18 protein-coding genes are annotated in these 21,009 nt (G+C 58.2%); 9 read left to right on the top strand and 9 right to left on the bottom strand.

Annotation, left to right across the window (positions count from 1 at the left end):
* Positions 1-313 (bottom strand): phasin family protein (locus AAAC48_RS15565; protein ID WP_340655045.1); only part of this gene is annotated, 313 nt, incomplete at its 3' end.
* Between the two features lie 300 nt (positions 314-613).
* Between AAAC48_RS15565 and AAAC48_RS15560 the strand changes: the two genes are divergently transcribed.
* The 4 genes from AAAC48_RS15560 to AAAC48_RS15545 all read left to right on the top strand — a co-directional run bounded on the left by AAAC48_RS15560 (position 614) and on the right by AAAC48_RS15545 (position 6,843).
* Complete coding sequence (locus AAAC48_RS15560) at positions 614-3,802, top strand: PAS domain S-box protein (protein ID WP_340655044.1); 3,189 nt, start codon at positions 614-616, stop codon at positions 3,800-3,802.
* Positions 3,803-3,896: 94 nt separating this feature from the next.
* Positions 3,897-4,457, top strand: a complete 561-nt coding sequence (locus tag AAAC48_RS15555; protein ID WP_340655043.1) for an NAD(P)H-dependent oxidoreductase — start codon at positions 3,897-3,899, stop codon at positions 4,455-4,457.
* A gap of 116 nt (positions 4,458-4,573) precedes the next feature.
* Entirely contained in the window at positions 4,574-6,463 is a 1,890-nt protein-coding gene (locus AAAC48_RS15550; protein ID WP_340655042.1) for an AsmA-like C-terminal region-containing protein, read from the top strand.
* 14 nt (positions 6,464-6,477) lie between these two features.
* Positions 6,478-6,843, top strand: a complete 366-nt coding sequence (locus AAAC48_RS15545) for a VOC family protein (RefSeq protein ID WP_340655041.1) — start codon at positions 6,478-6,480, stop codon at positions 6,841-6,843.
* A 379-nt stretch (positions 6,844-7,222) separates the two neighbouring features.
* Here AAAC48_RS15545 and AAAC48_RS15540 read toward each other — a convergent pair whose 3' ends face one another.
* From AAAC48_RS15540 to AAAC48_RS15515, 6 genes are all read right to left on the bottom strand, one after another.
* Positions 7,223-8,044: an ABC transporter permease gene (locus AAAC48_RS15540; protein ID WP_340655040.1), complete on the bottom strand. Its 822-nt coding sequence runs from the start codon at positions 8,042-8,044 to the stop codon at positions 7,223-7,225.
* Positions 8,045-8,056: 12 nt separating this feature from the next.
* Positions 8,057-8,968, bottom strand: a complete 912-nt coding sequence (locus tag AAAC48_RS15535) for an ABC transporter permease subunit (RefSeq protein WP_340655039.1) — start codon at positions 8,966-8,968, stop codon at positions 8,057-8,059.
* A gap of 13 nt (positions 8,969-8,981) precedes the next feature.
* Positions 8,982-10,127, bottom strand: coding sequence for an ABC transporter ATP-binding protein (locus AAAC48_RS15530; protein WP_340655038.1), 1,146 nt, complete (start codon positions 10,125-10,127; stop codon positions 8,982-8,984).
* Positions 10,128-10,196: 69 nt separating this feature from the next.
* Positions 10,197-11,288, bottom strand: coding sequence for a polyamine ABC transporter substrate-binding protein (locus AAAC48_RS15525; RefSeq protein ID WP_340655037.1), 1,092 nt, complete (start codon positions 11,286-11,288; stop codon positions 10,197-10,199).
* Between the two features lie 149 nt (positions 11,289-11,437).
* Positions 11,438-12,376 (bottom strand): EamA family transporter, encoded by a 939-nt coding sequence (locus AAAC48_RS15520; RefSeq protein ID WP_340655036.1) that lies wholly within the window; start codon positions 12,374-12,376, stop codon positions 11,438-11,440.
* Between the two features lie 80 nt (positions 12,377-12,456).
* Positions 12,457-12,612 (bottom strand): hypothetical protein, encoded by a 156-nt coding sequence (locus AAAC48_RS15515; RefSeq protein ID WP_340655035.1) that lies wholly within the window; start codon positions 12,610-12,612, stop codon positions 12,457-12,459.
* A 95-nt stretch (positions 12,613-12,707) separates the two neighbouring features.
* Here AAAC48_RS15515 and AAAC48_RS15510 point away from each other — a divergent pair, with 95 nt between their 5' ends.
* Positions 12,708-13,577 carry a LysR family transcriptional regulator gene (locus AAAC48_RS15510; RefSeq protein ID WP_340655034.1) on the top strand — a complete coding sequence of 290 codons (870 nt, stop codon included), beginning with the start codon at positions 12,708-12,710 and terminating at the stop codon, positions 13,575-13,577.
* Between the two features lie 391 nt (positions 13,578-13,968).
* On the opposite strand, the gene AAAC48_RS15505 is transcribed toward AAAC48_RS15510, so the two are convergent.
* On the bottom strand, positions 13,969-15,411 hold the full coding sequence (locus AAAC48_RS15505) for a short-chain fatty acyl-CoA regulator family protein (protein WP_340655033.1): 1,443 nt from the start codon (positions 15,409-15,411) through the stop codon (positions 13,969-13,971).
* 404 nt (positions 15,412-15,815) lie between these two features.
* On the opposite strand from AAAC48_RS15505, the gene aceA reads away from it, so the two are divergent.
* The 4 genes from aceA (at position 15,816) to AAAC48_RS15485 (ending at position 20,332) form a co-directional block, all read left to right on the top strand.
* Positions 15,816-17,105 (top strand): isocitrate lyase, encoded by a 1,290-nt coding sequence (gene aceA / locus AAAC48_RS15500; protein ID WP_340655032.1) that lies wholly within the window; start codon positions 15,816-15,818, stop codon positions 17,103-17,105.
* Positions 17,106-17,202: 97 nt separating this feature from the next.
* Positions 17,203-17,436, top strand: coding sequence for a hypothetical protein (locus AAAC48_RS15495; protein WP_340655031.1), 234 nt, complete (start codon positions 17,203-17,205; stop codon positions 17,434-17,436).
* A gap of 172 nt (positions 17,437-17,608) precedes the next feature.
* Entirely contained in the window at positions 17,609-19,042 is a 1,434-nt protein-coding gene (locus AAAC48_RS15490) for a glutamine synthetase family protein (protein WP_340655030.1), read from the top strand.
* 3 nt (positions 19,043-19,045) lie between these two features.
* The gene (locus AAAC48_RS15485; protein ID WP_340655029.1) at positions 19,046-20,332 is read left to right on the top strand and encodes an FAD-binding oxidoreductase; all 1,287 of its coding nucleotides are present in this window, start codon (positions 19,046-19,048) and stop codon (positions 20,330-20,332) included.
* Here AAAC48_RS15485 and AAAC48_RS15480 read toward each other — a convergent pair.
* Positions 20,329-21,009 (bottom strand): crotonase/enoyl-CoA hydratase family protein (locus tag AAAC48_RS15480; RefSeq protein ID WP_340655028.1); only part of this gene is annotated, 681 nt, incomplete at its 5' end. The genes AAAC48_RS15485 and AAAC48_RS15480 overlap by 4 nt on opposite strands.

The raw sequence follows: 21,009 nt of genomic DNA, 5'->3' as shown, positions 1-21,009 counted from the left end.
TCTGCAGTTCGATCACTTCACCAAAGGACTTCACGCCGATCAGCGCTTCGATATGAGCGAAGCTGGCTTCGGTGTTGGCGCGCAGCGCAGCCAATGCCTTCAGCGAAAGAGCAGCAGTGTTGGACTGTGCAGTTTCGAAGGTTGTCTCGAGGGTCTTCTGCGCAGCTTCAGCCTGATCCTTGATCTTGGCATAAGCTTCCTTGGACTGGGCAACGCCCTTTTCGGTGAATTCGCGAACCTGATCGGTTACAGCAGTCGGATCGAAAGCCGGGATCGAGAACGCATCAGCAGTCTGTTTGGTGGTCTTGCTCATATTCGTGTCCTTCCTTGGTGCAGATGGTCATTTGCCTCTGCCAATGATTTGATGAACGGTATATAGGGGATTTTATTGTGCATTGCAACATTTATTTTGCAGTGCACAATCGATTGCGTGATTCACGATCAAAATATTGTGTGGACGGTGGTCGCGTGCCCGCGGAAGTTAACTAAACCAAGAGAAAGACATGTAAGATAAGGGGCTGTGAGTGGACGGGCGGCGGCAGGATCATTATTAACAATGTATTAAGACAGCCGCATGAATGCGGTTATTCACCTTTGGGCATGCTTTAAGAATATGGCATCTGGAACCTACCCATTCATCGACATCGCCGTCCTGGACGAGATCCGTGAGCATTTCGCCAATGGCGACGCGCTGATCGTGGTTTCGCCAGATATGGAGAGTGTCATCTGGGCCAATGGTCAGGGCGCATCACTGCTCGGTTACGAGGCCATTGACGATATCCTGAGCAGCGAAAAATTTCTCGGCATCCAGGCTCGACGGCAGCTTATGGCTTTGGACGGCTTTCCGGCCATCGGCCACGGACGCACTGTTTCCCTGCGCATGGCCTTTGGCCTTTCCAGCCGCATTCAGACATTCCAGGCCAGCGACATCGCACTGCCGCGGGGCGAACAGGCTATTCTTCTCACAGTTGCCAATGCGGACCGGACAGGCTCGCACGAGCAGGCTGCCGCGCTGGCGATCAGGGGGTTTGTCGATCACACGACACACGCGGCGATGATCAATTCTGTCGGTGCAGTCATTGCCGCGTCGGAGCATTTTGGACGGCTTGGCTTTAACGACAAAGTTTTGGGCGATCTCGTGCGCGAAGTGAGGCTGGAGCGCAACCGCCTGGTAAAACGCCCTGTGCAGACCGCGAAGGGGGCGGTGCCCACCGGGATTGCGCGACTGACCGATAGCCCTGCATTGCATCTGTTGTTTGCAATCGAGCCAGAGAGCACTGAACAGCAGGCCACGGCTGCCCGGGAGGCTCAACGCGGGGATCCTGTTTCGCCCGAAACGCCGCCAGCGGACAATGCTGCACGCAATCCCGAAGCGCCCTCGGTCACGAATGCGGAAAAGGCACAGGGGTCGCTCGCATTCGAACAACCGGCCGAATTCTCGGCCTCGTCAGGTGCTGATGAGCTGAACGCAGCGGACGGCGAACGCCCATCGGAAGGATACCGCTATACGCCGTCGGAGACGCCTGTTCGCTTCGTCTGGAAGGTGGACGCGCAGGCGAGTTTCAGCGAGATTTCGCCCGAGTTTGCGGCGGCAGTCGGGCCGGCTTGCGCGTCGATCATCGGCAAATCGTTCCGTCAAGTGGCCGTTGATTATGGTCTCGACAGCAGCGAGGAAATTGCCGAACTCCTGGAACGGCGTGACACCTGGTCCGGGCGAACCGTGCTGTGGCCGATCGAAGGCACTCAATTACGAGTTCCGATAGAGCTTGCAGCGCTTCCCGTATATTCGCGCGAACGCGCCTTCATGGGCTTTCGGGGATTTGGCGTTGCGCGCATGGGCGACGTCACGGCCGTCCTCAAATCCGTTGGGATGACGCCTGATACCCGACCACTGGTCAATGACGAACGGCCAAAGGTGCATTCTTCCTCCAAGGAAGCGGCAACGAAAGACGCTTTCAATGGGGAAATGCCTGCGCTTTCCATTACACCAAACACAGCTGACAATGTCATTCCACTCAAGACCCAACGGCCGATGCGTGATGAAGGCCGGCTGAACGATGCGGAACGCAATGCGTTTCGTGAAATAGCCGAGAGGCTGCGCCGGGAAGTGCTGGCTGACAGTCCGGCCGCCGCCACGAATGTTGGGCCGGTTGAACCGGCCGCAAAAAACGGAGAGCAGACGCAGCCCGAGCCGATTGTGGCAGCGCAGTTTCCAGCCGCGGAAGTTGTTGGTCCAGGCTTTGCCAATGCGGACACAACGAAGACGACCGATGAACAAAGCGCGGCACAAGCCGCCAAAGACTTTGCCGAAGATATAAGGACACAGGCGCGCCAAGGTGTCGACACGTCGATCCTTGGTGCACTGCCGTTGCCCGTGCTGATCCACCGCCACGGCCAGATCCTTTATGCAAATCCGGCACTGCTGGATGCGATACTGTATCCGTCAGCCGATGCAATCAACGAAGCCGGCGGCCTAAGCACACTCTTCGCCGACGGACCGGACGACGGCACCGACGAGGACGAAGGCGGCATGAACCTGCGCCGCAGCGACGGCTCGCTCATGCGGGCGCAGGCGCATCTGCAGGCAGTTCGCTGGGATGAGAGTGGCGAGCGTGCATTGCTGCTGGCGCTCTCGCCGCAGGTGCAACCTCAAGCCCATTTCGACGTCAACGAAAAGCTGCTGCTGCAGACACGCATCGATGAACTCAGCGCCATTCTCGACACCGCAACCGATGGCGTCATCCTGCTGGATTCGGCCGGTGCGATCCGTTCCGTCAATCACTCGGCTGCGGCGCTTTTCGGCTATGAACCGGAAGATGTGACCGGCAAGCCTTTTTCGTTGCTGTTCGCCATCGAAAGTCAGCGTGCTGCGATGGATTATCTGAACAGCCTGTCGGATAATGGCGTGGCCAGTCTGCTCAATGACGGGCGTGAGGTGATAGGCCGCGAGAGCCAGGGGCGCTTTATTCCCTTGTTCATGACGATCGGCAAACTGGATGCGTCCAAGGGCTATTGCGTCGTCCTGCGCGACATCACCCATTGGAAACGGGCGGAAGAAGAGCTCGTCAGCGCCAAGCGCGAGGCCGAGCGTACATCGGCCCAGAAAAGCGAGTTTCTTGCGCGCATCAGCCATGAGATCCGCACACCGCTCAATGCGATCATCGGCTTTTCGGAATTGATGGCGGACGAGAAATTCGGTCCGATCGGCAGTGAGCGCTATCGCGATTACCTCAACGATATCAGCCGTTCCGGCAATCATGTGCTGTCGCTCGTCAATGATCTCCTCGATATTTCGAAGATCGAGGCAGGCGCGGTGGAGCTGGACTTCGAGGCGGTGTCGCTCAATGATGCGCTGACTGAAGCCGTTGCCATCATGCAGCCGCAGGCCAATCGCGAGCGCGTGATCATCCGCTCGAGCCTCACTTCGCGCCTGCCCGATATCGTCGCCGACCACCGTTCGATCACGCAGATTGCGCTGAACCTTTTGTCCAATGCAGTCAGGTTTACCGGCCCGGGCGGACAGGTGATCGTTTCCACAAGCTATGAGGCGAGTGGCGACGTTTTGCTGCGCGTGCGCGATACCGGCATCGGGATGACCCGGCAGGAAGTCGAGCAGGCGCTGCGTCCCTATAAGCAGATCACCACGCCGAAACATCAACACAGCGACGGTACCGGGCTTGGATTGCCGCTGACGAAAGCAATGGCCGAAGCGAACCGGGCAAATTTCACCATTGAGTCCACGCCCGGGCGCGGCACGATGGTGGAAATCACGTTTCCTTCAACCCGCGTTCTTGCAGAATAATCTAATTCACCAAGTCAATAATACGATATATCAATCATCCATTGGAGTGATTTGAACTGCCTTGGCATTCTTCTTCTGACAAAGGAGAAACGTCATGCCCAAGACACTGATATTGATCTTCCACCCTGATTTCAGCCGTTCGCGTGCCAACCGCGCCCTTGCAGATACGGTATCCAAACTCGCCAATACCGAGGTCTTCGACATGCAGTCGGCTTACCCGGACAACAAGATCAATACGGATGCGGAAGTCGAACGGCTGCTTGGCGCAGACCGCATTGTCTTCCAGTTTCCGATCCAGTGGTACGCAGCCCCGCCGATCCTGCAGGCCTGGCAGAACGCAGTGCTGACGCGCATGTATTATATCAGCTATGAGAGCGAGGGCCGCCTTCTGGAAGGCAAGCCGTTGCTGATCGCCGTGACGGCGGGCAACACGCCGTCGGCTTATTCGCCAGGAGGGGCCAACCTCTTGCCTGTGCGCGAAATTCTCAACCCATTGCGGGCGATGGCCAATCGCTGTGGCCTGCCGTGGCGCGAGCTGTTCGTGGTCTACGAGACAATGAAAGCTTCGGACGAGACGCTGCACGAAGCTGGACGGGCCTATGCCCTATGGCTTACCCAAATACGCACGCAATTGTTACAATGTGCAACAATTTGACGCGAAAGGGCCTATACCGACTTGAATTGCCATGCATGATCGCTAAACGGTGAATGGCGAAGCATAAAATCCTGCCGGTGAGGATAAGTTGGCAGGATGAAACATCGGAAACGCTCATGTCCTGGTTGAGGCCGAGGAACCTTCTTGCGACGATCTTGATGATGGCTCTCGTTGCCGGGGGAGTGCTTGTCGCCCTGCCCTATCTTGTCAGCACAGATCTGATCCGCGCAAGGCTGATCCAGGAAATCAGCAATTGGACGGGATACACCGTCGAGTCGCGGCAATCGCCTCAGATTTCGTTCTTCCCGATCTTCAGTGCTTCGCTCGGTGATGTCAGCATTCGCAATCCATGGCAGAGCCAGGGCGCGCCTTTCATGCAGGCGGAACGGATCGAAGTTGACCTGTCGCTTCTTTCGGCACTGATGGGCAATATCGAATTCACGGAAACCAAGATCGTGCGCCCGAGATTTGTCATCGACGAGCCGATCAAGAGCCTTTCGGAAATCGGTGAGGCGCTTGCCAAGAGCGACGGGCGGATCGGCGATGTCGTGCGGGAGGCGCGCGCGGCGGTGTTAGCCAATCCGGCAAAGCCCGATATGAGCACTGTGTCGTCGCAACCCTTCGGGCGCGTACGACTCGAAGACGCGATGGTTATCTTCAAACGGCCGATCAACGGCGCTGAAGAACAGATCTCCAGCATTAGCGGCGTGTTCGACTGGCCACAGACTTCCGGCGTCGCAAGCTTTCGGGGCAAAGCGATCTGGCATGGCGAAGAAACGGAAATCGACAGCTCCGCAACCAAGGCGGTGCTCCTGCTTGCCGGAGGAACCAGCCCGCTTCAGATAAGCCTGAGTTCGACGCCCCTGACGCTGTCGTTCAACGGATCGGCCAATATCTCCAAGGATCAGTTCTTTGAAGGAACTCTATCGCTGACCTCGCCCTCGCTGCGGCGAACGCTCGAATGGTCGAAAACAGCAACGATACCGGCCGCACCGATCGGCAGTTTCGCGCTGGATGCGTCCGTCTCCGGTTCTGCCACGCGAATGAAGCTCGACGGATTGACGGCAACGCTCAATGACAACCCGGCCAAGGGTGTCATCGAAGTCGTCTTGGATCAGGGCACGCCAAGCATCGCGGGGACGCTTGCCTTTGAAACGCTTGACCTTCACTCGGTCTTCTCGGGTTTCATGCCCCTTCCCGATGGCTCGGGGAATTCCGATGCAGTCATCAATACGGCATTCTTAAAACAGCTCAATCTCGACCTGCGCGTATCGGCCCCGAAGGCAACGCTCGGCCCGGTCAATCTCTCGAAGGTCGCGGCCACGGCACAAATGCGCAATGGACGCGCCATTTTCGACATCGGTGAGGCGTCGGCTTTCGATGGTTCGGTCGCCGCCAGCTTCCAGTTGGCAGACGAAGGCGATGGCGCGGCACTCGGAGAGTTGCGTCTTAATGGGACCGATGTGAACAGCGCGTCTATCGCTTCGCTGCTTGGTCTTGGGAAACGCTTTGAGCTTGGAAAGGGTACAATGTCACTTGTGCTGAAGGGGCCAATATCACGCTGGTCCACAGCACTGGCCAATGCCAAGGGAACACTGAGCATGCGTTTTGGCGCGGGTCAGATTCGCAGTTTGGATTTCAACAGCCTTTTGAGCAAGGCCAAGACTGACCGGTTCTTCAGTCTGAACGAAAAGACAGACGCCTGGCTGGCGTTCGACCGGCTCGAGATCAAGGCCAATATTATGGATGGGGTCGCGTCGCTCGACACTGCGCAAATCCAGAATAAATCCGGTACGCTCAATTTTGCCGGTATCGTGACACTGATCGGCAAGTCTCTCGCGCTGACTGGCGATTTCGCTGCGCCGGTTGCGGCTGCGGCAACGGCGCAAGGCGGCGCAGCGACGGATGCTCCAAAACCCGAACCTACGTTCAACCATACGCGCTTCTTCATCGGCGGTTCCTGGGACAATCCCTTTATCTCACCGATCATTTCCCCCCAGAACTGACGCGGAGGTCCTTTATGGCGATAATCAGAGTTGACCACGTTCAGCTTGCTATGCCTACCGACGGCGAAAAGGCCGCGAGAGCATTCTATGAAAGCCTGCTCGGTATACCGCAGGTGCCCAAGCCACCACAACTTGTTGCGAGAGGCGGATGTTGGTTTGAAGATGGTGTGGTCAAAATCCATCTGGGGGTCGAGGCTGATTTTGAACCAGCAAGGAAAGCTCATCCTGCCTTCGTGGTGGACGACCTCCTGACCCTGGTGCGGACCTTGGAATATGCCGGGTATCTGGTCACAAAGGACCAGCCGCTGGACGGCTTTGAACGCCGATACGTGCATGATCCGTTTGGCAATCGAATTGAGTTGATGCAGGCCAGATCGTAGGTCGAAAGTTCGCTGGAAGGCTTGGGACAACCCTTAAAAACACGATGGAAATAATATACTGTTCCTGGAGCAGGAGGATGAGCTTCCCCGTTCCTGGTGAATGAAATGGACCCGGATGACGAGGTACCAACTCGCCCGGGTCTTTTTCATTTCCAGGGTGATGCTAAGCGGCAGATACCCCATCACGTCACCTCCAAGTTGAAGGCAAGGTCGTTGCCCAAGTCGGGGTGTCTTTCCCGATGCACCGCTGGCCCGGTGGCGCTGCTTCGCCTTCAATCCGGTCGCGCTCGTAAGCCATTTCTCATTTATTGCTGGGTTCGATGCGTGCGGCAACGCATGCAGAGTTTTGTCCGCATGCGCCAAAACGGTTGTTAGGTTGTTACTGGTTCCGGGCGGCGGCCTGCTCGTCGCGCGCCTTTTGAACTTCACGGCGCTTGTTGGCTATCGATGCAATGATCACACCGACCGCCACCATAGCGATCAGGATGGTGCAGGCGGCATTGATTTCCGGCGTGACACCAAGGCGGACCTGCGAGTAGATGCGCATCGGCAGGGTGGTTGCGCCGGGGCCCGAGGTAAAGCTCGAAATCACCAGATCATCGAGCGACAGTGTGAAGGCCAGCATCCAACCGGAAACGACCGCTGGCAGGATCACCGGCAATGTCACCTTGAAGAACGTGGTAACAGGCGTAGCGCCCAGATCCATTGCAGCTTCTTCCAGCGAGCGGTCGAATGTCACCAATCGCGATTGTACAACCACGGCGACAAAGCACATGGAGAAGGTGATATGTGCGAGGATCATGGTCCAGATGCCGCGGTCAAAGCCGATCGCCACGAACCACAGGAGCATCGAGAGGCCGGTAATGACTTCCGGCATAACCAGCGGCGCGTAGATCATTGCGGAGAACAACAGCCTGCCGCGAAAGCGCGTATAGCGCGTCATTGCCAGGGCACCGAGCGTTCCAAGGATCGTCGCGATGCTCGCAGAGACCAGCCCGACGCGGATCGTCACCCAGGCAGCATCGATGAAGCTCTGGTTGTTGAACAGCGATACATACCATTTCGTCGAGAAACCCGCCCAGACAGTGACGAGACGGGACTCGTTGAACGAATAGACGACCAGAAGGACGATCGGCAGATAGAGGAACGCGAAGCCGAGGACCAGGGAGGCTATATTGAAGCGAGACCAGGTGGTGTTCATTGTTTCAATGCCTCACTTCTCGCTTTCCTGGGCTTTCGCTTCTGCTCGCTGGAACAGAACGATCGGTACGACCAGCAGCAGCAACAGGACCACCGCGACGGCTGACGAAACCGGCCAGTCACGGTTGGAGAAGAATTCATTCCAGAGCGTCTTGCCGATCATCAGGGTCTGCGATCCGCCGAGCAGATCAGGGATAACGAATTCGCCGACTGCGGGAATGAAAACCAGGAAACAGCCAGCGACGACTCCGGGCATGGAGAGTGGAAAAGTGATTTTCCAGAAGGCGGATATGGGTGGGCAGCCGAGATCTTCGGCAGCCTCGACCAGCGAATAATCCATTTTTTCCAGCGCCGAATAGATCGGCAGTACCAGAAATGGCAGGTAGGAATAGACGATACCAATAAATACGGCCGTGTTGGTATTGAGGATGTTGAGCGGCGTGTCGATCACATGCGCCCACATCAGGAATTGGTTGAGAAGGCCCTCTGGCTTGAGGATGCCGATCCAGGCATAGACGCGGATCAGGAAGCTGGTCCAGAACGGCAGGATCACCAGCATCAGTAATGTCGGCCTTATTGTGGCCGGCGCACGCGCCATCCCATAGGCAATGGGGTAGCCGACGATAAGTGTCAGGACAGTCGAGACTGCGGCTATGATCAGGCTTGACAGGTAGGCCTTGTAATAAAGCGGATCCTCGACAAGCCAGACGTAATTATCCCACGCAAATTGCGAGAAGCTGGCCTTCAGCGCCTGCCAACCCGCTGACAAGTCAAGCGCCGGGGCATAGGGCGGGATCGACATCGTCACTTGCGACAGCGATATCTTGAAGACAATGACGAAGGGGATGAGGAAGAAGACCAGCAGCCACAGATAGGGAACAATGATGACCAGGCGACTTGCGAGGGACGATATCAATTTTTGCATGACATCGCCTCCCTCACGCGGTTAGCAGGATACCGGCGTCGGTATCAAAATTGACCCAGACCATGTCGTCATAACCGAGCGGATCCTCGACCGTGCGTACTGCATTGAGGCTCGCGGCCTTGATGATCCGGCCACTTTCAAGCTTCACGTGGAAGACCGTCATATCGCCGAAATAGGCAATATCCCACATTTCGCCATAAGCGGAGTTCACGGAGGGGTCCGCCGGTTGCTTGCGGCTGATACGGATTTTCTCCGGCCGGATGGCAAAGCCGACCGGCTGGCCAACCGTGCAGCTTTTCAAAGCATCGGTACGGATCGTGAAATTATCCGGTTCGACGGCAATGTCGATCCTCCCATTGGCCACGGCGGCCGCCCGGCCTTCGAACATGTTTACATTGCCAATGAAGTCGGCGACGAATTTCGAGTTTGGCGCTTCGTAGACTTCGGCCGGCGTTGCCACCTGCATCACCTTGCCTTTATCCATGACGGCGATGCGATCGGCCATGGTCATCGCCTCCTCCTGGTCGTGGGTAACCACGACGAATGTGAGGCCGAGTTTCATCTGCAGGTCCATAAGTTCGAACTGGGTTTCCTCGCGCAGCTTCTTGTCAAGCGCGCCGAGCGGTTCGTCGAGCAGGAGGACTTTCGGACGCTTGGCCACGGCGCGCGCCAGCGCGACACGCTGGCGTTGACCGCCGGAAAGCTGGTGCGGCTTGCGCTTGGCGAATTGTTCCAGCTTCACCAGTTTGAGCATTTCGGCAACGCGGGCTTCTATGGCGCCCTTTTCCATACCGTCCTGCTTGAGGCCGAAAGCGATATTGCCTTCGACCGTCATATGCGGGAACAGTGCGTAGGACTGAAACATCATGTTGACCGGGCGCTTGTAGGGTGGAATGCCCCGCATATCCTGGCCATCGAGGAGAATGCGGCCAGCCGTCGGCTCCTCAAAACCGGCAAGCATGCGCAACAGGGTGGACTTGCCGCAGCCGGAAGCACCGAGCAGCGCGAAGAACTCGCGATTGTAGATATTCAGGGACAGATCGTTGACTGCGGCGAAATCGGCAAACTTCTTGGTGACGCTCTCGATCGCAATAAAAGGTTTCGCTTCCGGATCGTTCCAGGGTGCGAACTTACGGCGAAAACTTCCCAATGATTTCATGATTTGCCCCGGTTCTTGGTCTTGATTTTGAAAGACCCCGGCATCGGCTGCCGGGGTCTTTTGTAGGAGTTACTGGCCTGTGACCACCTTCGTCCACAGCCGCGTCACCACGCGCTGGATTTTCGTATCGTAAGGCGTGACGGTGAACAGTTTCTTTTGCGTGGCTTCATCCGGATATACTTCCGGATTTTCAAGGACCGCCTTGTCCATCAGCGGTTGAGAGGCCTTGTTGCCGTTGGCATAGGACACGAAGTTCGAGGCTTTTGCGGCAACGTCCGGCTTGAGCATGTAGTTGATGAATTCATGCGCTTCGGCAACATGCGGCGCATCGGCGGGGATTGCCATCAGGTCGAACCACATCTGGGCGCCCTTAGCCGGAATTGCGTAGGCTACAGTGACCCCGGCCTTGGCTTCTTCGGCGCGCGTCTTGGCCTGGAGGATATCGCCGGAATAGCCGAGCGCGAGGCAGATGTCGCCATTGGCAAGGGCGTTGATATATTCGGAGGAATGGAACTTGCGGACATACGGGCGGATTGACTCCAGCAGCGCTCCAGCCTTGGCCAACTCATCCGGGTCCTTGCTGTCAGGGTTGAGTCCGAGATAGGCCAGCGCCGAAGGCATGACGTCGGAAGCGGAATCGAGGATGTGGATACCACAATCCTTGAATTTCGCGGCCACCTCCGGCTTGAATAATACGTCCCAGGTCGGCTTTTCGTCCGAGCCGAGAATGGCTTTCATCTTGTCGACATTATAGCCGATACCGGTCGTACCCCACATGTAGTCAACCGAATACTGGTTGCCGGGATCGTAGGTATTAATGCGCTCGTTGATCATATCCCACGTGTTGGACAGATTCGGAAGCTTCGACTTGTCGAGCTTCTGGAACACGCCAGCGGCAATCTGGCGCTGCAGGAAGTTGGCGGTGGGGACCACCACGTCATAACCCGTACCGCCGGCGAGCAGCTTGGTTTCAAGGATTTCATTGGAATCGAAGGTATCATAGACGACCTTGATGCCGGTTTCCTTGGTGAAATCTTCGAGGATGGACGGGTCGATATAGTCCGACCAGTTATAGACATTGACGACACGGTCCGCACCCCATGCAGACGAGGCGAGCCCGAGGGCGAGTGTGGCCGTCAACAGAACAGATTTTATACCCATTTACTTCTCCAAGCTGCCGGCACGCCTTCACTGGCCTGTGCCGTGGTTCCCGTGAGCGTAAACTCACAAATACCTCGCACAAAGGCAATGGAAATGTTGGACCCGGCCTGAGCATTTCCGCCGCAGTTTCGGGTGAGTGCTAGGCTGCGCTATCGCGCGGCCTGAATCCGGCGCTGACGACGGTATTGCCAATTGAGATGCATGAGCAGAGCGCAGAGGATGATGGCACCGCCGATGAGGGTGCGCGGGGCCGGAACCTCATTGTGCAGAAGCCAGACCCAGACCGGGCCGAGGACCGGCTCGAGTGTGCTGATCAGCGCGGCGAGCGCGGACGGGATAAGCCGCGCTCCGCTGACGAAAAGCGCGAGGCCGAGGCCGAGATTAACCGCGCCCAGAGCAAAGAGCAGGGCGAAATCGCGTGCACTTGCGGACAATTGCCCGGCCATGAGCGAGGCAACGCAGGCGGCGATGACGACGCCGAGGAAGACCGCCGGTGTCATGCGCAGATGTGCCTTGCGGCGGGTGATGACGGTGGCCGAGGCGAAGGAGACGGCGATCAAAAGCGCCAGCATGTCGCCGATGGGAGAAACCTCGCCATCGAGCGAGTCCGACACCATGATGGCCACACCGGCGATGACCACGGCAATGGCGATCCAGGTTGCCGTGCTGACGCGCTCGCGGAACAGTACCCACGAGATCAGGGCTGCGAGCAACGGCACACCCGCCTGCAGCAAGAGCACATTGGCGACAGTGGTGTAAGACAGCGCAATAATGAAACAGGACGAAGCAATGGCAAAGCAGATGGCGACGCCAAGCCCGGCCAGCCCCATGTGCTGGAACAGGCGCAATGTGCCGCGCGGACCGTCACGTACCAGCATGAAGCACATTAGAAACAGCGCGGCGAAGACCGAGCGCCAGAAGACGACGGTCCAGTTGTCGCTAACCTCGAGGAAACGGGTCAATGCGCCGCCGGTGCTCCAGGCGATCGCAGCGCCCGCCACCAGCAGGCAGCCGATCGCAGCTTCCGAAGAGCTTTTTGCAGGATCAGGCCCGGTGACAGGCGGCAATGGAACAGCTGAGACACTCATGCGCGCACAATGCCAAGCCTGCATGCAAGGTCAAGAGCAGAACACGACCAGATATTGTCGGTTTCGCGCCATGCCAATGATCAGCTGACAATGTTGCGGATCGTATGCTCGACCCAGTTGAAAATCCTATGATTGCCGTGACCGAAGCGCATGTAGAATTCGTCCTCGGTCAATTTCCGCCGATCGCGGTTTGCAATCTGCCGAAACGCGAAAGTCCAAAGCAAGTAAGCGTCCACGTTTATCTCCATTGAAAATCAACTTGCAGCGAACACTTAAATTGACCAGAGTTTAGGCAATTTCTACAGTTGCGGCTGAAATGTGTTTTTCAAAAATGAAAAATGACAATTGGGATGATCTGAAATTCTTCCTCCATGTCGCGCGCGAAGGCGGGTTGACTGGCGCATCGCAGAAAACCGGCATCAGTCCGGCGACGATCGGCCGCCGTGTGCTGGCGCTCGAGCGCCAGATGGGGCGCAATCTTTTCGTGCGGCGGCAGACGGGCTATTCGCTGACCAAGGATGGCCAGTCATTGCTGTCGCATGTGGTCGCGATGCACGAGGCCGCCCGGTCGATCGACGCCTGGAACGAGGACGTCTTTGAGTTGCCGGCAGTGCGGATTTCAGCGGGAAGCTGGATGTCGCATTTCATGGCGGTCAATCTGGACCAGCTTTGGACACCGGACGATCCATTCCGCATCTGCTTCAAGACAGCGGAAATCCGTCTGGATCTGGTGCATCGCGAGGCCGAAATCGGCATTCGCAACCGTTTTCCTGAAAGCGAGAGCCTGGCGGCCCGGCCCGTAGGCGATGTCGCTTACGCGCCCTACTGCGCCAGTCATTTCAATATGGTGCGCGATTGCAACTGGGTGGGCATCGGCGCCGACGACGCCGTCACTCCATCGGCACGTTGGCTGCTGGCGCAAAAAGATTTGTGGGTAACGATCTGGGCCAACACGCCGCGCATGCTGCACGATCTTTTGCGCAGCGGAGCCGGACGCGGCGTGCTGCCATGCTTTGTCGGCGATGCCGATCCCGCCCTGGTGCGCGCGGGCGACGAGATCAAGGATCTTTATCACCGGCAATGGCTGGTCATGCACAATGACGACCGGCATCGTCCGGAAATCAGGACGCTCGTCGAACGGCTGACGCAACTGATCGAAAAGCAGCGACCGCTGTTTTGCGGGCAAAGACCGCGGGTCTGAATTTGATCGAACAGGTCCGGACATGAACCAGCAGGAGATCGCAGTTTAAGGCATCCACTATCCAAAGGAGGACGCGCCAGACGAGATCGGGGCTGCAATTGCCACGTGGCTATCGGGGTCGCCGACAAAACGGCGACGACCAATGAAAATCGAATGCGCTCAAGCCCGCTCACCATCCCGGTCAAGCCAAGCGGGCGGGGTGACCGGCGGTTCGACGCTGGGCTAGGGGTTGGTTGCTTTAACATGACATAGGCTTGCCCGCCTTTTCTGTCATGATGAAATATAAAGTTGCTGCCTGCGACCCTTGCCGCGAACGGTGTTTGGACTGCGCTTTGCCCTGCGCCAGTTGAGCGACACGCCGAAGTGGTAGTGGGTTGCTTAATCCATGCACCTACTGAAAATCAAACGCGCTCAGCCCGGTCACCATCTCATCGAGGCCGAGCGGCCGTGTCACCGGCGGTTCGGCGCGGGAGAGGCAGGCAGAGCGCTCGCATAGGCGGCAAGCCGGGCCAACAGGGGTCGAACCGACGAATTTGCCGAGCGGTGGTGCGCTGATGCTCCGGTTGCCGAGCGCGCTGCCGTAAACCGTCTGGTCGGCATATTCGATATCGCAGCCGAGAAGGATCGCCGTGCGGCGCGGGCGTTCATTGAAGGCGCCCTGCGGCCCTTCCAGCGTGCGGGCAACCGTCAGGAACTCGGCGCCATCGGGCATTTCCACCGCCTCGACAAGGATCTGTCCTGGCTGGGCGAAGGCGGCGTGGATGGGAAGCTTTGGACATTCGCCGCCAAAGCGTGACTGCGGAAAACCTTGCGCCCCTGCCCGGCGGAACCGATTGCCCGCGTGGTCGACCTCGAGCATGAAGAACGGAATGTCATTCTTGCCCGTAAGGCTCGTCAGGCGATTGGCGGCCTGTTCGAACGAGACATGGAAACGCGACCGGAGAACATCAATATCGTAGCGTGCGCGCACAGCGGCTGTCTGGAACGCCTGAAAGGGCATCATCAGTGCGTGCGCGGCGTAGCGCCCGAACTCGAAGCGGGCAATGCGCCGCGCTTCGTCGGAGGAGAGTTTCAGGTCCTGGATTTCGGCGGCAATGACCACCTGCATGCGCATCAGCGCGGCTTCCATTGCCACTTCGCGCAGCTGGTCGAAAGGCGACAAGCGTTCTGAGATGAACAGTCGCTGCGAATGGCGGTCATAGCGGCGGCGCCAGTTGGGCATGGTTGCGACGGGAAGGATGCGGACAGTTATGCCATGTTCGCTCTTCAGCCAGGCTTTGAGTGCACCCAAAAGATCGTCACCGGGCTTGATCAGGCTGGTGAAACTGTCGACTTCGCCCTCGATGCGGGAAAAATGGTTGGCGCGGCGCTCCAAGACGTCGCGCACCTCGCCCAGCGGCAGGCGCGTGGCCGACAGCGACGGTGCACGGCCATCCTTGGCGAGGAGTTCCGACAGATCGGAAAGCCGCTCCTGCTGTTCCTTATAGGCACGATAGAGCTTGATGAAGCCAGTCGCTGCATTGGGCGCCGCGTCGCTGATCTCGATGAGCTCCTGATCGCCGGGCAGCTCGCCATTGAGCAGCGGATCGGAAAACACCTCCTTGAGCGCCGCCATGGAGGAGCCGGTCTCCATCTGCAGCGTGTCGAGTTCGATCTTGTAGGTAGCGGACAGTTTCAGCAGCAGCTGTACGGTCAAGGGCCGCTGGTTGCGTTCGATCAGGTTGAGATAGGATGGTGAAATGCCCAGCGCCTCGGCCATGGAGGTCTGCGTCAGGCCGCGTTCATTGCGGATGCGCCTGATGCGCGGACCGGCGAAAATCTTGCCCTCAGCCATCAAGGTAGGCCCCTTCTGGCCGGCCCTCCTGGGGGGAGGCAGGCCGTTGATGAGCAAGCAGGGGCCTTATTGACACTAGCAAGAAAGGCCCCTCCCCGTCGCTTCGCTCCGCCCCTGCCCGCAAGGGGGAGGGTAAGACGCGGCAATGTTTACGCATACTGATTGTTCCCTTGTTTGTTTTGACAAGATTTACACAACCGGGCTTTCAAAGTGAATATTACAAAATTTACAAATTTACAATCCTGATTTGTCAAATGCCCGACAGCATAACTCGATAAAATCGCGATATATGGCGATATTTCTGGATCATTTCGCATTGCGATGTAAATTTAGTCATATCAACGCAGTCGTCAAACTCCTATCAGACAGGCTGCCGCGGGATAAAACTCTTTGTGGAGACGATAATGACTGATTTTTACAACCTCGTACCAAACGCACCGGAGGGCCGCTATGATGGTATCGAACGCCCCTATACACCTGACGATGTCAAGCGACTGCGAGGCTCGGTTCAGATCAAATATACTCTCGCTGAGAACGGCGCCAACCGGCTCTGGAAGCTCATCCACGAAGATGGTTTCGTCAATGCGCTGGGCGCTCTTTCAGGCAATCAGGCAATGCAGATGGTTCGTGCAGGCCTCAAGGCAATTTATCTTTCCGGATGGCAGGTTGCTGCAGACGCAAACACGGCTTCAGCCATGTATCCTGATCAGTCGCTCTACCCGGCCAATGCAGCGCCGGAACTGGCCAAGCGCATAAACAAGACGCTGCAACGCGCTGACCAGATCGAGACGGCGGAGGGCAAGGGCCTGTCGGTCGACACCTGGTTTGCACCGATCGTCGCTGACGCGGAAGCAGGCTTTGGCGGACCGCTGAATGCCTTCGAGATCATGAAGGCCTTCATCGAGGCAGGTGCTGCCGGTGTTCACTATGAAGACCAGCTCGCTTCGGAAAAGAAGTGCGGCCATCTCGGCGGCAAGGTGCTGATCCCGACGGCGGCGCATATCCGCAACCTCAATGCCGCGCGGCTTGCCGCCGACGTCATGGGGACGCCGACACTGGTCATCGCCCGCACCGACGCGGAAGCCGCCAAGCTCCTGACATCGGACATCGACGAGCGCGACCGGCCTTTCGTAGACTACGATGCCGGACGCACGACGGAAGGCTTCTATCAGGTCAAGAACGGACTAGAGTCGTGCATTGCCCGGGCGATCGCCTATGCACCGCATGCGGACCTCATCTGGTGCGAGACTTCGAAGCCGGATCTTGAGCAGGCAAGGCGCTTTGCCGAAGGCGTGCGAAAAGAGCATCCCAACAAGCTCCTCGCCTATAATTGCTCGCCTTCCTTCAATTGGAAGAAGCATCTGGACGAGGCGACGATTGCCAAGTTCCAGCGCGAGCTCGGTGCGATGGGCTACAAGTTCCAGTTCATCACGCTGGCCGGGTTCCATCAGCTCAATTTCGGCATGTTCGAACTTGCCCGCGGTTACAAGGACCGGCAGATGTCGGCCTATTCGGAACTGCAGGAAGCGGAATTTGCAGCCGAGGCCAATGGCTACACGGCGACCAAGCACCAGCGCGAAGTCGGCACCGGCTATTTCGATGCGGTTTCGCTGGCAATCACCGGCGGCCAGTCATCGACGACGGCAATGAAGGGTTCGACCGAGACGGACCAGTTCCGTCCGGCTGCAGAATAACCAAAAATCAGGACCGGCGGCACGGCCCACATATGCCGCTGGTCTTTAAGGACAACCATGAGGTTGCCCACTGCAACGCCAAAACAAGGAGAAGATCATGGCACCGCAGACACGCGTTAAGGAACGGGCCGAGGAGCAATCATCGGCCATGAGTACAGACCAGCAGGCTGTCATTCGCATGGTCGCCAATGACCTGCATCGCCTCAACCAATCCGTGATGAAGGCGGTTGACGCCGGCGTGTCCGTAGAACTCGTCCGCTCGGCCCGCCATCACGGCGGCGACGGCAACTGGGGTGATCTTCTGATCCCGGTCGTGGTTACAAGGCAATAGACTCGCCGTGGCCTTCTCTGGCTTCGCTCTGGGGCCAGCACGGCGCGCCGAACCGTCCGCAAGCGATTGCGGACGGTTTTGGTTTTGAGGTTTCATAATTTTCTCAGGCCCGCCTCCCATCCTGTCATATTTTGTTCTATCATCCTGTCACCGCAACTCATTTTGGTGATTGATGCCTTCCGAAACTTCTGAAAAAAAGCCCGCACGAACCACAACACGGCGGCGTACGCCCGCTTATGTAAAGGCCACGCGCGGCGTGAAAAACTGGCGCGAAGCTTCCGAGTGGCTGGCCTGGCGGGATATCGAAGACATCGAATGCATTACGCCGGATCAGGCAGGTGTGGCGCGCGGCAAGATGATGCCGTCGAAGAAATTCACCTCCAACACATCACTTGCCCTACCCTCCGCGGTGTTCATGGCGACGATCTCCGGCTCTTATCCGGAAGACGGCCATGGCTTCTCGTACCCCGAAGATGACGGCGACCTGAAGCTGATGCCGGATCTGTCCACCTTGTCGGAAGTGCCGTGGGAAAGCGATCCAACGGCTCAGGTGATCTGCGATCTCGTCAACAAGGAAGGCCAGGCGGTGGAGTTTACCCCGCGCAACGTGCTCAAACGCGTGATGGCCGCCTATAGCAAAAAGGGTCTCAAGGCAGTCGTTGCGCCGGAAATCGAGTTCTATCTGGTCAGGAAGAACCCCGATCCGGACTATCCGCTCACCCCGCCGGTCGGGCGTTCGGGCCGCGCCATTGGCGGCGGACAGGGCTATTCCATTGCCGGCGTCAACGAATTCGACGAGCTGATCGACGATATCTACCATTTCTCCGAGAGCCAGGGTCTTGAGATCGACACGCTCATCCACGAGGAAGGCGCAGCCCAGCTCGAAATCAACTTGCGCCACGGTGATCCGATCGAGCTTGCCGACCAGGTTTTCCTGTTCAAGCGCACCATCCGCGAGGCGGCACTGAAACACGACATGTATGCAACTTTCATGGCCAAACCCATCCAGGGGCAGCCGGGATCAGCCATGCATATTCATCAGTCGATCATCGACAAGAAGACGGGCCGCAACGTGTTCACCAATCCGGATGGCACGGAGAGCGAGGCTTTCCGGCATTTTATCGGCGGCATGCAGAAGCATGTCCCGGCCTCGCTGGTTATGTTCGCACCCTATGTGAACTCTTACCGGCGGCTGACGCCGGCGGCTTCCGCGCCGGTTAATGTCAAATGGGGCTATGACAACCGCACCACGGCCTTCCGCGTACCCCGTTCGGACCCAGCCGCGCGGCGCGTCGAAAACCGCATCCCGTCCTCCGATGCCAATCCCTATCTGGCGCTGGCAGCCTCACTCGCCTGCGGCCTTATCGGCATGAACAACAAGATCGAGCCGGACGCGCCAGCGTCGACGACAGTCAACGATAGTTTGATTGAACTGCCACGCGGGTTGATCGAGGCAACGATCCTGTTCGAGCAGGACAAGGACTTGATCGCCATGCTGGGCGAATCCTTTGCCATCACCTACGCCGCTATCAAACGCGCCGAGTTCGAGACCTTCATGGAGGTCATCAGCCCGTGGGAGCGTGAATATTTGCTCCTGAACGTGTAAAAAATGCCGTATCAGTCTCCGATTTCACCGGGTATTTCCTCGTACGAGTGCACCATTGCCGATCGCACTGAATATCCGGCGCTGGATGGCTCGCGCGAGGCGGATGTCGTCATTGTCGGCGGCGGTTTCACCGGACTTTCCGCCGCCGTGCATCTGGCCGCGGCAGGCGTCAACGTGGTGCTGCTGGAGGCTTACCGCTTTGGTGATGGCGCGTCCGGGCGCAATGGCGGGCAGCTCGGCACCGGCCAGCGCGCCTGGGCGGAAGAGCTCGAGGAGCAATATGGCTTCACACGCGCCAAGGCATTGTTCGATCTTGCCGAGGAAGCCAAGAGCCACCTGATTGAATTTGCCGATACTCACAAGATCGATATCGAGTATGTGCCGGGACAGATGTCCGTCGTGCACAAGAAGCGTTACCTGAAACACTATCAGCACCACGCGCAACTGATGGCGACACGCTTCGACTATCCGCACATCCATTACATGGATGCCAAGGAGACCGCCGAACGGTTGGGTTCCACGCGATATCTCGGCGGTACTTACGACAAGGGTACAGGCCATATCCAGCCGATGAAACTGGTCGTCGGCACGGCCAGGGCCGCGGCAAAGGCCGGCGCGCATCTTTACGAGAACACCAAGGTCACTTCCATCAAATCCGAAAATGGCCGCGTAACCGTTGCGACCGCAACCGGCACTGTGACGGCGGCGAAATGCCTGATCGCGGTCAACGCCTATGGCGGCAATCTGGAACCGGTCAGCGCGGCGCATGTGATGCCAATCCGCTCCTTCATAGGCGCGACGGTACCGCTCGGCGATAACAGTCCCGTACTTCCCGGCGGCGAAAGCGTCGACGATTCCCGCTTCGTCGTGCGTTATTTCCGCCGCTCGAAAGATGGACGGCTGCTTTTCGGCGGACGCGAAGCCTATACGGCCGACAATCCGCTCGACATCAGCACCCATATCCGCCGCCAGATCACCGAGATCTACCCTGCGCTGGCGGACATCGAGATCACGCAGGCCTGGGGCGGTTCGGTGGGCATCACATTGCCGCGTCAGCCCTTCGTGCGCGAGGTCATGCCGAATGTGATTTCAGCCGGCGGCTATTCCGGCCACGGGGTGATGCTGTCGAACTTCGTCGGCAAGCTCTATGCCGAAACGATTGCCGGCAATCGCGACCGGCTGGGGCTGCTGGAGGAGCTGAAAATCCCGGCTTTTCCGGGCGGCAGAACCTTGCGGGCACCATTGCTGTTTCTGGCGCTCAGCTGGTACGCGCTCGTGGACAGGATTTAGTTTCCCGTAAAGGCAGGCGTGCGTCTTTCGATCCAGGCATCGAGCCCTTCCCGGAGGTCATGGGTCGGCACGACCCGGGCAAACTGTTCGCTTTCCATAGCCAGGCCTTCACCGATCGTCATGTTCAGTCCGCGGGTGACGGCCGTGATGATGCTGGCGGCCGTCACGGAGGAATGGCGCAGGATGCGGCTGGCCATGTCGAACGCCGCCGGCAGAAGGTCGTCAGGCGCGACGATCTTGTTGATCAGGCCCAGTTCATAGGCGCGCTCCGGTGAGAACGTGTCGCCGGTCAACATGAGTTCCAGCGCACGTTTGCGGCCGGCAAGGCGCGGCAGGCGCTGGGTTCCGCCAAATGTCGGCGGCATGCCGAGATAGATCTCCGGCTTGGCAAAGATCGCGCGTTCACTCGCAATGGCGAGATGTACGGCTTCGGTGATTTCGCAACCACCGCCGAAAGCAATGCCATTGACCGCCGCGATGATCGGCTTGCCGAATGCCTCCAAGCGCGCCGTCATGGTCTGGCCGCGCCGCACGAAATCCTTGACCGCAATTTCCGCGCCCTTACGCACGCTTTGCGAGAATTCATGTATGTCGCCGCCTGCCGAGAAGGCCTTTTGCCCTGCTCCAGTCAGGATAACCGCACGGATCGCGCCGTCATCCTCGATGCGGTCCAGCAG

This window comes from Phyllobacterium sp., assembly GCF_037994405.1.
Classification (GTDB): Bacteria; Pseudomonadota; Alphaproteobacteria; order Rhizobiales; family Rhizobiaceae; genus Phyllobacterium.
The sequence above is the reverse complement of the archived record's forward strand: the minus strand, read 5'-3'. Positions and strand labels throughout refer to the sequence as shown.